At 66.2% G+C, this 13,495-nt stretch carries 18 protein-coding genes; 5 read left to right on the top strand and 13 right to left on the bottom strand.

Features of this window, described 5'->3' with window-relative positions; genetic code table 11:
• Window positions 1-46: 46 nt before the first annotated feature.
• Window positions 47-832: a crotonase/enoyl-CoA hydratase family protein gene (locus tag PSV40_RS11870; RefSeq protein ID WP_300537690.1), complete on the bottom strand. Its 786-nt coding sequence runs from the start codon at window positions 830-832 to the stop codon at window positions 47-49.
• Window positions 826-1,101: a DUF2917 domain-containing protein gene (locus PSV40_RS11865; protein ID WP_300537688.1), complete on the bottom strand. Its 276-nt coding sequence runs from the start codon at window positions 1,099-1,101 to the stop codon at window positions 826-828. Before PSV40_RS11865 ends, PSV40_RS11870 begins: the two co-directional genes overlap by 7 nt.
• Before the next feature lie 95 nt (window positions 1,102-1,196).
• Here PSV40_RS11865 and PSV40_RS11860 point away from each other — a divergent pair, with 95 nt between their 5' ends.
• A complete protein-coding gene (locus PSV40_RS11860; protein ID WP_300537686.1) occupies window positions 1,197-2,120 on the top strand; it encodes a LysR substrate-binding domain-containing protein in 924 nt (307 codons plus the stop codon).
• Window positions 2,121-2,126: 6 nt separating this feature from the next.
• Here PSV40_RS11860 and PSV40_RS11855 read toward each other — a convergent pair whose 3' ends face one another.
• Both PSV40_RS11855 and PSV40_RS11850 read right to left on the bottom strand, forming a co-directional pair.
• The gene (locus PSV40_RS11855) at window positions 2,127-2,372 is read right to left on the bottom strand and encodes a hypothetical protein (protein ID WP_300537684.1); all 246 of its coding nucleotides are present in this window, start codon (window positions 2,370-2,372) and stop codon (window positions 2,127-2,129) included.
• Entirely contained in the window at window positions 2,341-2,790 is a 450-nt protein-coding gene (locus PSV40_RS11850; RefSeq protein ID WP_300537682.1) for a hypothetical protein, read from the bottom strand. The genes PSV40_RS11855 and PSV40_RS11850 overlap by 32 nt, the downstream gene beginning before the upstream one ends.
• 380 nt (window positions 2,791-3,170) lie before the next feature.
• Between PSV40_RS11850 and gorA the strand changes: the two genes are divergently transcribed.
• The gene (gene gorA, locus PSV40_RS11845; protein WP_300537680.1) at window positions 3,171-4,553 is read left to right on the top strand and encodes a glutathione-disulfide reductase; all 1,383 of its coding nucleotides are present in this window, start codon (window positions 3,171-3,173) and stop codon (window positions 4,551-4,553) included.
• 12 nt (window positions 4,554-4,565) lie between these two features.
• Here the strand turns inward: gorA and PSV40_RS11840 are convergent, their stop codons facing one another.
• The 8 genes from PSV40_RS11840 to phnG form a co-directional block, all read right to left on the bottom strand.
• The gene (locus tag PSV40_RS11840) at window positions 4,566-4,796 is read right to left on the bottom strand and encodes a hypothetical protein (RefSeq protein ID WP_300537678.1); all 231 of its coding nucleotides are present in this window, start codon (window positions 4,794-4,796) and stop codon (window positions 4,566-4,568) included.
• 150 nt (window positions 4,797-4,946) lie between these two features.
• Window positions 4,947-6,086 (bottom strand): alpha-D-ribose 1-methylphosphonate 5-triphosphate diphosphatase, encoded by a 1,140-nt coding sequence (locus PSV40_RS11835; protein WP_300537676.1) that lies wholly within the window; start codon window positions 6,084-6,086, stop codon window positions 4,947-4,949.
• Between the two features lie 14 nt (window positions 6,087-6,100).
• The gene (phnL, locus tag PSV40_RS11830) at window positions 6,101-6,799 is read right to left on the bottom strand and encodes a phosphonate C-P lyase system protein PhnL (RefSeq protein ID WP_300537674.1); all 699 of its coding nucleotides are present in this window, start codon (window positions 6,797-6,799) and stop codon (window positions 6,101-6,103) included.
• A gap of 20 nt (window positions 6,800-6,819) precedes the next feature.
• Window positions 6,820-7,644, bottom strand: coding sequence for a phosphonate C-P lyase system protein PhnK (gene phnK / locus PSV40_RS11825; protein ID WP_300537672.1), 825 nt, complete (start codon window positions 7,642-7,644; stop codon window positions 6,820-6,822).
• Window positions 7,641-8,546 carry an alpha-D-ribose 1-methylphosphonate 5-phosphate C-P-lyase PhnJ gene (locus PSV40_RS11820; protein WP_300537670.1) on the bottom strand — a complete coding sequence of 302 codons (906 nt, stop codon included), beginning with the start codon at window positions 8,544-8,546 and terminating at the stop codon, window positions 7,641-7,643. The genes phnK and PSV40_RS11820 overlap by 4 nt, the downstream gene beginning before the upstream one ends.
• Window positions 8,543-9,703, bottom strand: a complete 1,161-nt coding sequence (locus PSV40_RS11815; RefSeq protein ID WP_300537668.1) for a carbon-phosphorus lyase complex subunit PhnI — start codon at window positions 9,701-9,703, stop codon at window positions 8,543-8,545. The genes PSV40_RS11820 and PSV40_RS11815 overlap by 4 nt, the downstream gene beginning before the upstream one ends.
• 78 nt (window positions 9,704-9,781) lie before the next feature.
• Window positions 9,782-10,384 carry a phosphonate C-P lyase system protein PhnH gene (gene phnH / locus PSV40_RS11810; protein ID WP_300537666.1) on the bottom strand — a complete coding sequence of 201 codons (603 nt, stop codon included), beginning with the start codon at window positions 10,382-10,384 and terminating at the stop codon, window positions 9,782-9,784.
• Window positions 10,381-10,845: a phosphonate C-P lyase system protein PhnG gene (gene phnG, locus PSV40_RS11805; protein ID WP_300537665.1), complete on the bottom strand. Its 465-nt coding sequence runs from the start codon at window positions 10,843-10,845 to the stop codon at window positions 10,381-10,383. Before phnG ends, phnH begins: the two co-directional genes overlap by 4 nt.
• Window positions 10,846-10,948: 103 nt before the next feature.
• Here phnG and phnF point away from each other — a divergent pair, with 103 nt between their 5' ends.
• The 3 genes from phnF to PSV40_RS11790 are packed head-to-tail and all read left to right on the top strand — an operon-like array spanning window position 10,949 to window position 12,986.
• Complete coding sequence (gene phnF, locus PSV40_RS11800) at window positions 10,949-11,722, top strand: phosphonate metabolism transcriptional regulator PhnF (protein WP_300537663.1); 774 nt, start codon at window positions 10,949-10,951, stop codon at window positions 11,720-11,722.
• Window positions 11,719-12,414 carry a DUF1045 domain-containing protein gene (locus PSV40_RS11795; protein WP_300537661.1) on the top strand — a complete coding sequence of 232 codons (696 nt, stop codon included), beginning with the start codon at window positions 11,719-11,721 and terminating at the stop codon, window positions 12,412-12,414. Before phnF ends, PSV40_RS11795 begins: the two co-directional genes overlap by 4 nt.
• On the top strand, window positions 12,411-12,986 hold the full coding sequence (locus PSV40_RS11790; RefSeq protein ID WP_300537659.1) for a phosphonate metabolism protein/1,5-bisphosphokinase (PRPP-forming) PhnN: 576 nt from the start codon (window positions 12,411-12,413) through the stop codon (window positions 12,984-12,986). The genes PSV40_RS11795 and PSV40_RS11790 overlap by 4 nt, the downstream gene beginning before the upstream one ends.
• Here the strand turns inward: PSV40_RS11790 and PSV40_RS11785 are convergent.
• Entirely contained in the window at window positions 12,929-13,495 is a 567-nt protein-coding gene (locus tag PSV40_RS11785) for a phosphonate degradation HD-domain oxygenase (protein WP_300537657.1), read from the bottom strand. The genes PSV40_RS11790 and PSV40_RS11785 overlap by 58 nt on opposite strands.

The raw sequence follows: 13,495 nt of genomic DNA, 5'->3' as shown, positions 1-13,495 counted from the left end.
GGGAGAAGTCGTCGCCGGTCACCGGCTTGGCGACTGAAACAGCGCTTCAGTGGTGGCAGAACACCGGCCGGCGCTTTTCAACGAAGGCGGCCGTGCCCTCCCGCGCATCCTGCGAAGCCACCGCAACCATGACCTGCGCCGCCTCGATGGCCAGACCCTCGTCGATGGACGCATTGAGCCCGCGCGTCACCGCGCGCAGCGAGGCCGTCACGGCCACGGCGGAGTTTTCGGCGATGCGGTCTGCCATCTGCAGGCAGGCCGGCAGCAGTTCATGGGCCGGCACCACGTGGTTGACGAGGCCGAGCAACAGGGCTTCCCCGGCGCTGATGGCGTCGCCTGTCAGGATCATCTCGTTGGCGTGCTTGCGGCCTATGTGGCGTGGCAGGCGCTGCGTGCCGCCGAAGGGTGGCGGAAAACCAAGCCGGATTTCGGGTTTGGCAAAGCGCGCATGTTCCGCCGCGATCGCCAGGCTGCAGGCCTCCATGATTTCGCAGCCGCCGCCGAAGGCGATGCCGTTGATGCCCGCGATGATGGGCTTGGGGTAGTTCTCGATGCGCCGCGTCAGGGCCTGGCCGCGCAAAACGAAGTTGCGGTAAGCCGCCTCGGGCGATGCGGCGACATCGGGCGCGAAACCCGCGATGTCGGCGCCTGAACTGAATGCCTTGCCGCCCTGCCCGGTCAGCACGAGGCAGCGCACGCTGTCGTCGCGCTCCAGGGCGTTGAGTCTGTCCATGAGTTCGTCTATCAGTTCATAACTCAGCGCATTGAGTTTGTCGGGGCGGCTGAGGGTGAGTACCACCTGTTGGCCATGGCGTCCGGTTTCTATCAGCATGTTGTCTCCAGCGGGTTTCGGGCAGGGGTGGGCGGGGATACAAATGACAGGACGCCCCAACCGCGCGGGGCGCCCACAAAGTAGGTCGCGGCTTGCGGCGTGACAAAGGACTCGCCGCTCTCGAGCACGACGTCGCTGTCCCGGCGCCCGGCCAGCGCATCGCTGGTGATCCAGAGGCAACCCCCGGTGCAGGTCAGGACCTGGCCGCGCCGCAGGCGCAGGGGTTTGGGGATGGGCCCGAGCGTCAGCGGGGTTTGCAGAATAAACATGGTGGTCTCCCTGGAAAGTGTGGTTTGATTCTTCCCTCGTCCCGGCCCGCGCGGCCGGATGGTTTGTCATCCGGGGCATTCCTGCCATTCATGCCATGCTGAGCCCTTCTTCTTCCCATGCGCTGCGCGCCATGTCGCTGGACGCGATACGCGGCTTTGAATCGGCGGCGCGGCACCTGAGCTTCACGGCAGCGGCCGAGGAGCTGTGCATCACGCAGTCGGCGGTCAGCAAGCAGATCAAAATCCTGGAAGACGCGCTGGGAAAAGCGCTGTTCCTGCGCGGCGGCAAGGGGCTGAGCCTCACGCCGCAGGGCCGCGAGCTTTATGAGGCGGCCCGCGCGGCGCTGGCGCAACTGGCCTCGGCCGTGGACCGCCTGCTGGCGGTCGACCGGGCGTCGGTGGCTGTCACCACCACGCCCTCCTTCGCTGCGCTGTGGCTGGCGCCCAAACTCGCAAAATTCCAGCTGCAGGAGCCCGCCATTGACGTGCGTGTCGACGCTTCGGAAGCCCGGGTGAACCTGGAACGCGAAGGCATGGACCTGGCCGTGCGGCTGAGGCCTGTGTTGCCCGCCGGCGAAGGCCCGCCGCCCCTGTTGCAGGAACAAGCCCTGCTGGTCGCGGCGCCGGCCGTCGCGGCGCGCATCCACTCGGCCACCGACATCCTGCAAACGCCGCTGCTGGTGTACCACGACCCGGCCACGCGCTTTGCGTGGATGTCCTGGACGGCCTGGTACGAACGGCTGGGTCTGAAGCCCTCGGCCCGGCAGCCTTGCCTGTATTTTTCGCAGTACGAACATGTGTTGACGGCCGCAGTGCAAGGCGCCGGGGTCGCCATAGGGCGCACGCCGCTGGTGCTGCCGCTGCTGGGCAGCGGTCAATTGAACGTGGTCCTGCCCGGCCAGACGGTCGCGGGCCTGGGCTACCACATCGTCACGTCGGTCCACAGCGCGGAACGGCCGGCGGTGCAAAAATTCCGCGCCTGGCTGGAGCGCGAACTCGCGCTGGAAGCCATCGGCTGAGGCGATTCAGCATGGGGCTTGGGTCCAGGCGCCGGTACCCTCCAGCGCGGGAGACAGCTCCGCCCCGCCCCAGCGCAGGGGCCATGAGGACTCCACCAGGCGCATCGATTGCACCCTGAAACGCATCAGGCGTTGCGCACCGGCAAAGGATTGCAGCTCGGGGCCGTCCCAGAGGATTCCGGCCATGACGGCCAGGTAAAGCAGGTCGCCCTTGTCGAAATCAATGAACAGCAGGCCGGCGCGCGGATTCACCGAGATATTGCCCAGCGTGTTGAAAAAGTAGTTGCCGGCGCACAAATCCGGGCTTGCCGCCGCGGTGCGACACGTCCACGCCCGCGGCGCGGCCCGCCTGCATGGTGTCACCGGCGTAGACCGTGGCGATAAAAAACGCGTCGGCACTGGTGACGATGCGGCGCGCCGCGTCGTCGAGTTGCAACAACTCGTGCACCACCGGCGCGGCACCGGGGGCGGCATCGGGGCGGTCTTCGAGATACACCGGTTCACGTGCCTGGATGTACTTGGGGCAGTTGTCGAAACTCTGGCTGAGTTCCACCGAAAACCCAGAAGCGCCCGCATGGCGCAGCACGCCGTTCATGCGATTGCGCCGCTCCTGCACGCCCATACGCGCCTGCACCGCACGTTCACCCTCGTGAAACGTGGGAATGATCATGCACTCACCTCCGCGCCACGCGCTGCGGTAGCCGCCTTGGGAACGGCCCGGCGGCTCACTGGTAGACCTCCGCGCCACGCGCTGCGGTATTCGCCTTGGGAACGGCCCGGCGGCTCATGCTGCCAGTCCGACGGGGGTTTTGACCATGGGCACAAAACCAGGCAAGGCCTCGATGCGGGCCAGGATCAGGCACGAACTCCGGGAGTTTCAAACCTGAGCGCCGGTGACGGTTCCTGGGCTCAAGCATTCAATCAGCCCGAAGCCCAGGCGGGTAGTACGAAGGCAGCTATCATTTTTATATCAAAAGCCCCGTCCCTTGCAGGCTCAAGGCGCTGCAGGCATGCTTGAGTCCTTTCCGGCAAGAACACAGAACACAACCCATGAAAAATTTTGACTTTGACCTGTTTGTCATCGGCGGCGGCAGCGGCGGCGTGCGCGCCGCGCGCATGGCCGCGCAGCGCGGCGCGCGCGTGGCGCTGGCCGAGGTGGCCGCCATGGGCGGCACCTGCGTCAACGTCGGCTGCATCCCCAAAAAACTGTACAGCTACGCGGCACACTATGCCGAAGCCTTTGAAGAGTCGCGCGGCTTCGGCTGGACCGGCGAGGCGCCGGTGTTCCACTGGGAGCGACTCAAGACCAACCGGGCGCTTGAAATTTCGCGCCTCAACGGCGTGTACATCCAGCTGCTCCAGGGCTCGGGCGTGCAGATCATCGAGGGCTGGGCCACCCTGGCCGACGCCCACACGGTCGAGGTGGAAGGCAGCCGCTACACCGCCAAACACATCCTGGTCGCCACCGGCGGCCGGCCCAGCCTGCCCGAGGTGAAGGGCCGTGAGCTGGTGATCACCTCGGACCAGATTTTCGACATAACGCCTTTCCCCGCGCGCCTTCTGGTGGTGGGCGGCGGCTACATCGCCTGCGAATTTGCCTCCATCTTCAACGGCCTGGGTGCCAAGGTCACCCAGCTTTACCGCGGCGCCCAGGTGTTGCGCGGCTTCGACGCGGAAGTGCGGACCTTCGTGGCCGCGGAAATGCTCAAGACCGGCGTGGACTTGCGGCTGCACGCCGATGTGGCGGCCATCAGCCAGGCGGCGGACGGGCTGCACGTGCAACTGCAGGACGGCAGCAGCACCACGGTCGATGCCGTGCTGTACGCGACCGGCCGCCTGCCCAACGTGGCCGGCCTGGGCCTGGAAAACGCGGGTGTCCCGCTCAACCACCAGGGGGCCATCGAGGTCAATGCCCACTACCAGACCTCGGTGCCGTCGATCTACGCGCTGGGCGACGTGACCGCACGCATCCAGCTGACGCCGGTGGCGCTGGGCGAGGCCATGGTGGTGGTCGACCACCTGTTTGGCGCCGCGGCCGGCAAGAAGCCGCGCCGCATGAGTTACGACTTCATCCCGACCGCGGTGTTCACCCACCCGAACATTGGCACCGTGGGTTATTCGGAAGCCGATGCGCGCAAGGAATTCGGCAAGGTCAGCATTTACCGCAGCGAGTTCAAGGCACTCAAGCACACCCTGAGCGGCAGCACCGAGCGCACGCTGATGAAGCTGGTGGTGGACGACGCTTCGGACCGCGTGGTCGGCCTGCACATGGTGGGGGCCGACGCGGGCGAGGTGGTTCAGGGTTTCGCGGTAGCCATGAAGGCCGGTGCGACCAAGGCGATTTTCGACAGCACCATCGGCATCCACCCGACGGCGGCGGAGGAGTTTGTCACGATGCGCGAGCCGATGAAAGAGCCGGCGCGTGCGCCCTGAGCAGTCTGGTCGTCACGCCGGTGGCGCGCTCTCCCCTTCGGGGAGGACCAGGCTGGCGCGTTCAATCGCCTCATCAAAAGCGGCAAGCTCCGCATCCTCCTGAAAAGCGGGGCGGCTGTCCAGCGGGTGAAACACCTGGTGTTGCAGGCGCCGCAGGCCATCAGACTTCTTCATCGCCTCCAGCACCTTTTGGGGCGTCATCATCAACATGAAAGGATTGGCGCTGGGGGCGTCGACTTGCATGGCAGCAGCTCCTTGTACACATGGGTGGCATATGAACGATAAAACGGATGGCTGCACTTTAGAAGACGAGAAAAATTCCGGAAAGTCAGCCGACAGCCCGATCGCTTGTAGGTGACCGGCTGACACGCCCCCCGGGGGGGGCCGGCACGCTCAGAATGCGCGCACACCCTGGTGCCAGGCGGCCCGCACGATGGGCATGCCGCCGCTCATCCGGACCCGGATCAGGTCGGCGCGCAGGCCGGGGGCCAGCTCACCGCGGTCCGTCAGGCCAATGGCGCGGGCCGGGTTGCGCGTGACGGTATTGACTGCCTTGGGCAGGCTCCAGCCGGCCGTATCGCGCAGCAGAAAGGCCGACTGCAGCAAGCTGGCGGGCACGTAGTCCGACGAAAAAATGTCGAGCAGATCAAGCTGCGCCAGTTCAGCCGCCGACACATTGCCCGAATGCGAGCCACCCTTGACCAGGTTGGGTCCGCCCATGACGATGCCCATCCCGGCATCCCGGGCCGCCCGGGCGGCGGCCACGGTGGTCGGAAACTCCGAGATGGCAATGCCCTCCTGGCTCGCCTGCTCGACATGCGCCACTTCCGTGTCATCGTGGCTCGCCACCGGCAGGCCACGGGCGCGGCTGCCGGCAATAACGGCCGCGCGGTTGGGAATGGCAAAACGCTCCTGGTGCACCCGACGCTCCTGGACCAGGGTGTCATATTCCGCGTCGTTGAAGCTGCCGTAACGCTCGGCATAGCGCCGGTACTTGCCGAGATCGCGCCACTGGCGCTGGCCCGGCGTGTGGTCCATCACGCTGACCAGTTCGAGCAGGGAGTCGTCGGCATAGTGCTCGAACACCTCCACGATGTCGGGGGCCGAGACCTCGCAACGCAGGTGCAGCAGGTGCTCGACCCGCAGCAGGCCTTCGGCGCGGCACTCGTGCAGGGCCTCGATCGACACATGCTGGGTCTGGCTGCGTGTGCCGCCCTGGTCCATGTCCCCGATCACAACCGAATCGAGCACCGTGATGATGCCGGCAGCCGCGCAGAGCGCGTCGTGCATGACCGTGGCGGAATGGGCGTTCCACAACACGCCGGGCCGCGGCACCAGGTGTTTTTCGAGGTTGTCGGTGTGCAGCTCGACGAGGCCGGGCAGCAGCCAGTCGCCGGCCCAGTCTTGCGCACCGGTGACCGAGGTGTCGCCGCGCTCAATGGTGCGGATGAGGCCACCCTCGACCACCAGACAGCCGGTGAACTCTTCGCTGGCCGTGACAATTCTTGCGTTCCTGATGATTTTCTGCTTCATGGGGATCTTCCGGTTCAGTTTGATTTTCGATAGTGCTCGACATCCAGGCAGCGGCTGGCCACCGCTTCGCGAACTTCGTCGTCGTGAAAAATGCCGACCACAGCGGCCCCACGCGCACGTGCTGCATGAATCAGCTCCACCACAACGCGGCGGTTGTCGGCATCCAGCGAGGCGGTTGGTTCGTCGAGCAACAGCACGGGATGGTTGGCGATCAGGCCATGCGCGATGTTCACGCGCTGCTGCTCACCACCTGAAAAAGTCGCGGGCGGCAAATGCCAGAGGCGCTCGTGCAGGTTCAGGCGCGCCAGCCATTGCGCGGCCTGATCGCGCGCCTCGTCGGCGGCCACCCCAAGACGGCGCAGTGGCTCGGCCACGATGTCCAGCGTCGAGACCCGGGGAATCACGCGCAGGAACTGCGAGACATAACCGAGCGTGCGGCGCCGTACATCCAGCACCTCGCGTGGCGCTGCCGCGGACAGGCTGATCCACTGGTCCTGGTGGCGGATGCGCACCTCTCCGCTGCTGGCGCTGTAATTGCCGTACAGGCAGCGCAGCAGCGAACTTTTTCCGCTGCCGGAATGACCGGTCAAGGCCAGGCACTCGCCCGGGCTGACGCTCAGGCTGATGCCGGAAAAAACAGGCAGCGCCAGGCCACCACGCGCGTGCAGGGTGAAAGTCTTGGAAAGGTCGCTGGTTTCAAGGACAGAAGTCATGGTGATGCAAGTTTGGCGAATCAGGGGGTGAGAACGGAAGACACCAGCAGCTGGGTGTAGGGATGCTGCGGGTCGTCGAGCACGCGGTCGGTCAGGCCCTGCTCGACCACGCAGCCGTCTTTCATGACCAGCATGCGGTGCGCCAGCAGGCGCGCCACCGCGAGATCGTGCGTGACAATCACGGCCGCCAGATGCAGCTGGTCGACCAGCTCGCGCAGCAGATCGAGCAGCCGCGCCTGTACCGAGACATCCAGCCCGGTGGTCGGTTCGTCCATGAAGACCAGGCGCGGATGGGTCACCAGGTTGCGGGCTATCTGCAGGCGCTGCTGCATGCCGCCCGAGTAGGTGCCGGGCAGGTCGTCGATGCGGTCCACGTCGAGTTCGACACGTTCCATCCAGCTCAGGGCCTCGCCGCGCAGCTTGCCGTAGTGGCGCGCGCCCAGGGCCATCATGCGTTCGCCGATATTGGCGCCGCCCGACACATTCATGCGCAGGCCGTCGCGCGCATGCTGTTCGACAAAGCCCCAGTCGGTGCGGGCCAGCCAGCGCAGCCGCGCTTCGGACAACCCGGCCAGATCCACCAGCCCGGACGCGCCGCGTGCTGCGGCGACGCCGCTGCCGGCCTCCTCCCGCAGGTCGTAATGCACCGAGCCTTCGTCGCACGCCAGACGCGACGCCAGCAGGCGCAGCAGCGTGGACTTGCCGGAGCCGGATTCACCGACAACGGCCAGCACCTCGCCGGGGTAAAGGTCAAAACTCACGCCGCGGCAGGCCCAGCGCAGGCGTTGGCCCTGCATGAACTGCTTGCCGGCGTCGCGTACGGACAGGAGAAGATCGCTGCTCATCGCGCGCCCTCCACCGCCGGGCGCACCAGCGCGTCCGGCATCTGCACGGCCTGCTGCGTGCCCACATGGCCGGCCTCGCGGCGCCCACTGCAGAAGTCACTGTCCGAACAGACAAACAGGCGGCTGCCTTCGTCATCCACAATCATTTCGTCGAGAAAACTTTCCGCCGCGCCACACAGGGCGCAGGCATGCTCCCAGCGCTGCACTTCAAACGGGTGGTCCTCAAAATCCAGGCTGCGCACAGCGGTGTAGGGCGGGATGGCGTAAATGCGTTTTTCCCGGCCTGCCCCGAACAGCTGCAAGGCCGGGTTCATGTGCATCTTGGGGTTGTCGAACTTCGGTATCGGCGAAGGCGAGGTCAGGTAGCGCTCATTGACCAGCACCGGGTAATCGTAGGTCTTGGAGATGGCGCCGAGCTGGGCGATGTCCTCATAGAGCTTGACGTTCATCAGGCCGTATTCCCCCAGCGCATGCATGGTGATGGTTTCGAGGCGGCGCGGCTCCAGCCGGAACAGCGGTTCCGGCATGGGCACCTGGTAAACAATGGTTTGCGCTTCGCTCAAGGCAGCTTCCGGAATGCGGTGCCGCGTCTGGATGATGGTGGCCTCAGCGGTTTTCTCCGTCGTTGGCACACCGGTGGTGCGCGCAAAAAAGCGGCGGATGTTGACCGCATTGGTCGTGTCGTCGGCACCCTGGTCAATCACCTTGAGCACATCATCGCGGCCAATGATGCTGGCCGTGACCTGCACACCGCCGGTGCCCCAGCCGTAGGCGAACGGCATTTCCCGCGAGCCGAAAGGCACTTGGTAGCCCGGAATGGCGACCGCCTTGAGCATGGCGCGGCGAATCATTTTTTTGGTCCGTTCGTCCAGAAATCCGAAGTTGTAATGCTCGTCCATCATGCTGCTTTCTGTATCGCCGGTTCGGCGTGGGGGGTAGGCGCCACACCGCCCTGGTCTGCGTGTTTGTCATCCTGCCCTTCCTGCGCATGGGCGGCACGCAGCCGACGCACCAGTTCCAGCTCGGACTGGAAATCCACGTAATGCGGCAGCTTCAGGTGCTGCACAAAGCCGGAGGCCTCCAGGCTGTCGGCATGGGACAGCACGAACTCCTCGTCCTGCGCCGGCGCCACGGCCAGCTCGCCCAGTTCGCGCGCACGCAGTGCGCGATCGACCAGCGCCATCGCCATGCTCTTGCGTTCGGCCCCGCCAAACGCCAGGCCGTAGCCCTGGGTGAACTGCGGCGGCACCTCGCGGTTGCCGGCAAACTGGTTGATCATCTGGCACTCGGTGACTTCCACCTCGCCGATATCAATCGCAAAGCCAAGCTCGTCGGCCAGAATTTCCACCGACACGGTGCCGCGCCGGATTTCACCGGCAAACGGATGGGCATTGGCATAACCGCGCTGGGTGGAATACCCCAGGCCCAACAACCAGCCTTCATCGCCGCGCGCCAGGGCCTGCAGGCGCAGCGGCCGGTCGGCCGGAAACATCAGGGGCTCACGCGTCAGGTCGCCCGGCTCGCCGTCTGCGACGGGGCGCGGTGTCTCCATCAGGCCTTCACGCGCCATCAATTCGTTGACACGCGGCATGCTGGCCGGCAAGGCCGGCGCCGCAGCCTGGGGCGCTGGCGCCTCCTGGTCACCGCCACCTTCGGCCAGCAAGGCGAAGTCGAGCAGGCGCTGGGTGTAGTCATAGGTGGCGCCTAGCACCTGGCCGCCGGGCACATCCTTGAACGTGGCCGAGACGCGGCGTGTCAGGTTCATCTGTGCGGTGTCCAGCGGCAGGCTGTAGCCAAAACGCGGCAAGGTGGTGCGGTAGGCACGCAGCAGGAAAATCGCCTCGATCAGGTCGCCACTGGCCTGCTTGATCGCCAGGGCGGCCAGTTCGGGGTCGTACAGGGAGCCCTCGGACATGACGCGATCCACCGCCAGCGACAGCTGCGTGCGGATCTGGTCCACCGACAGTTCCGGCAGCGCGGTATCACCGCGGCGCTGCGCGGCGAGCAGGTGCCATGAGTTTTCGATGGCGGCGGTGCCGCCCTTGACGGCTACATACATTTCAGGCCTCCTGCCGAGCCGCCTCAAAGGCGGCCTGCGCCCCCTCGGGGGGCAGCGAACGAATGAGAGCGTGGGGGCTCATAGGACTTCTTCCAGACGCCGCACGCGGGTCGTGCGCGGCAGCCCCAGCGCCAGGTCTGCGCAGGTAAAAACAATGTCCACCCCTTGCGGAAACGCGGCGTGGTTGGCTTGCCACTGCGTCCAGAAATGGTCGGGCAGGCCGGCAATACGCACCGTCTGCATGTCCTGGATGCCGGGACCACGCCACTCGACGGCCGGGCCGTCATCCAGCGAGGGGACTTCCACCAGCAGGGTGGCCGAACGTTCGGGCGCCTGCGCCGAGCCTGGCGCAAAACTGTCCAGCGGCGGCATGGCCCCTGCATCAACGAGCACGGCAAACGCCGCCTCTTGCGGCGCGGCCGCCCGGCCCGCACCGGTGTGAAAACGCAGCCAGTCCGGGGCGGCGCCCTCATCGCGCTGCCACCATACCGGGGTATCGTCGTCGGTCAATGCGAGCAGCAGATGCGCCATCGCCGGGCCCAGGGTCAGACCCGGGACCGCAGCGCCTAGAACAAAGCGCCGGCCCGGCCGTGACAGCGCATCGAGCACACGGCGAAAGGCAGTCTGTGCGTCATGCACCGGATCGGCGAAGCCGGCACTCAGTGGCTGGTTCTGATTCATGCCTGGCCCCGCACAAACGTGAAAAATTCAACTTTCGAAGCGGCCGCCGCGCGGCTGGTCGCATCCCGCTGCGCGGCCTGTTGCCTGGCCAGCGGCTCGACCACCGCATGCATGAGGTCTGCGTGGCGCGTGGGGTCCTGCAGCAGCGCATCAAGCACGGCAATCAGTTCGGCCTTGCGGCGATCACGTCCCAGGGCGTAACCCACGCCCAGCGCACCCGTGCCGACGCGCAGGGCACAACGCGTCACACTGGCCTCCCCGAGGTTGAAGGCGTCGCCGGTCCCCCCGACCCGGCCGCGCAGCATGACCATGCCCGATTCGGCAGGCCGGACATGCTCCAGCGGCGGCAGGGCACCCAGGAGAGCCCACGCCTTTTCAAGTTCGGGCCGGGTGGCGCGTGCCAGCACGGCCAGCCAGCGCCTGCGGGCCTCGTTGTTTTCGGTCATGGTCTGGTTTGTCATACAGATGTCTAAATCAGTCACTAGAGTTGGGTTGGTCACTGCAAACAACCGACAGCCACAATGGCTGCAGGAACACCCTAGTTCAACCGGACAACATGACCAAATGATGACAAGCGAACGCCCTCTTTCCAGCGCGCCCGGCCGGCGCAGCGGTGTGGCAGTGTGGAAGCAGATTGCCGACACGCTGGGCACCGAAATCCGTGACCGCGCCTTCACGGCCACCGGGCGTCTGCCCAGTGAAAACGAGCTCTCCACACGTTTTGGCGTGAACCGCCACACGCTGCGCCAGGCGGTCGCTGCCCTGCAGGGTGATGGTCTGGTGCGGATCGAACCGGGCCGCGGTACCTTCGTCCAGCACGAACTGCTCGACTACGTGTTGTCGCGCCGTACGCGCTTCAGCGAAAACCTCCAGCGCCAGGGGCTGTTGCCCAGCAAACAGCTGCTCACCGCCCGGGAGATGCCGGCACCCGAACGTGCGGCGCATGAACTCCGGCTGGGCAAGGGGGACAAGGTGCTGATGGTGGAAATGCTCGACGAGGCCAACGAGCAGCCGATCGCACTGGCCACGGCCTACTACCCCGCCGGGCGATTCGCCGGCCTGCTCGACATGCTTGGCCGCGGCACCTGCACCACCGACATCCTGCGGCACTTTGGTGTCGAGGACTACGTGCGCGCCGAAAGCCGCGTCACCACCCAGATGCCGTCCGCTGAAACCGCACGGCTGCTGAAGCAGCCGCTGACGCGGCCGGTGCTGTGTGTCGAGTGCCTGGACGTCGACATGGCCGGCCTGCCGATCAAGTACGGGGAAACCGTGTTTTCCGGCGACCGGGTCCAGCTGGTGATCAATGCAGGAAATGAAACGGGAGCGGTCGCATGAGCGCGCGTTACGCCATTTATTTTGCGCCGGACCGGCACTCGCCGTGGTGGGCGTTTGGCGCGCACTGGCTGGGCCGCAATGAACACGACAACACGGCGCTGCCCCAGCCCTTGCTGGAAGGTTTGCCACCGGCAGAGTTTGCCGGCATCACCGCAGAGCCGCGGCGTTACGGCTTCCACGCCACCTTGAAAGCGCCCTTCAGGCTGTCAGCCGCGCACGACGAATCCGATCTGGTGGCACGCCTGGGCAGGCTGGCTCAGACGCTGGCACCGGTGGCGCTGGGACCGCTGCGTGCCGCCGCGCTGGGCAACTTCGTGGCACTGGTTCCCGAGACCGCCCCCGAAAGCCTGCAGGCACTGGCGGCGGCCTGTGTGGCCGGGCTCGACGACTTGCGCGCTCCTGCGGAGGCAGCAGAACTTGCCCGCCGCCGCGCGGCCCCTCTGGACGCCCGCGAAACCGAGCTGCTGGACCTGTATGGCTACCCCTACGTGATGGAAAAGTTTCGCCTGCATCTGACACTGACCGGCCCCGTCGATGCGACCCTTGCCCGGCAGGTCAGCCAGGCGGTCGCCGCGGACGTGGACCGCCTCAACACCCAGGCCCCCCTGGTCCTGGACCGGCTCTGCCTGTTCGTCGAACGCAGCCCGGGCGCGCCGTTTCAGCGCGTCATGGATGTCAGGCTGGGGGCATGAGCGGCCTCTGGGTGTTTGTCTGCGGACCGTCCGGTTCCGGCAAGGACAGCGTGATCGACGCTGCGCGACAGGCGCTGGTCGGGCGCTCCGACATCGTGTTTGCACGCCGCATGGTGACACGCCCCGTGCAACCGGGCTCCGACCACGATCCGGTCACGTTGCCGGTCTTTGCCGGGCTGCTGCTGTCGGGCGGCCTTAGCTGGCACTGGCAGGCGCACGGATTTAGTTACGGCATCGCCAGCCATTACGCCGACGCCGTCAAGGCCGGATGCCTCGTGGTCGTCAACGGCTCACGCGCGCATGTCAACAGCCTGCCGCCTTCATCCGGTCTGCGGGTGGTGCAGATCAGCACCGATCCGGAACGCCTGGCCATCCGCCTGGCGCAGCGGGGACGCGATAGCGACACGGCCGTTGCCGAGAGGCTGGCCCGCAACGCCACTTTTTCCGGCATGCCAGCCGATTGCGTGATCGTCAACAATGAAGCACTGGCCGTCGCCGGCCAGCGCCTGGTGGTCTACCTGACCGGTTCAGCCAGGCCGGCAGAGGCGGCCTGCTTCAGAACACCGATGTAGTGGGCCCAATCGGGCGGTGTCGCCGCAGGGTCCTTGGCATGGTCGTCCCAGCGCCGCAGCGCCACCGCATCGGCGGCAAAAGCCTGCGCCATGAAAGCGGCGGCTTCCTCCCCGGAAAACGGGCCACCCTGCAACGCCAGGCTGCGCTGCGACGCCGGTGACAGACTGGCCTGGTAATGGCTGTCCACCTGGCAGAGATAGCGCTTGGCATCCACATGCATGCGGATGGGTTCGAGCACGGCGTCCGGAAATGCGCCGCGTAAAAATGGCAGCGCCAGGAACTGGTGCAGGTCGTCAACGCCTGCTTCCTTCGCCGGTTCCCGCTGGACGAGCAAATGGCCGAGGTCGTGCAGCAGCGCAGCCGCAACCAGTTCAGCAGACGCGCACGAACGCTCGGCCAGGTGGGCGCACTGCAGTGCGTGCTGCAGCTGGTTGATGGCCTCACCGCCGTACTGCGCGGCCCCGCGCGTTTGGAACAGTGCGGTGATCTCTTCAATTTCCAATGCCAT

The organism is Polaromonas sp. (assembly GCF_029945925.1).
Taxonomy (GTDB): Bacteria; Pseudomonadota; Gammaproteobacteria; order Burkholderiales; family Burkholderiaceae_C; genus Polaromonas.
The sequence above is the reverse complement of the archived record's forward strand: the minus strand, read 5'-3'. Positions and strand labels throughout refer to the sequence as shown.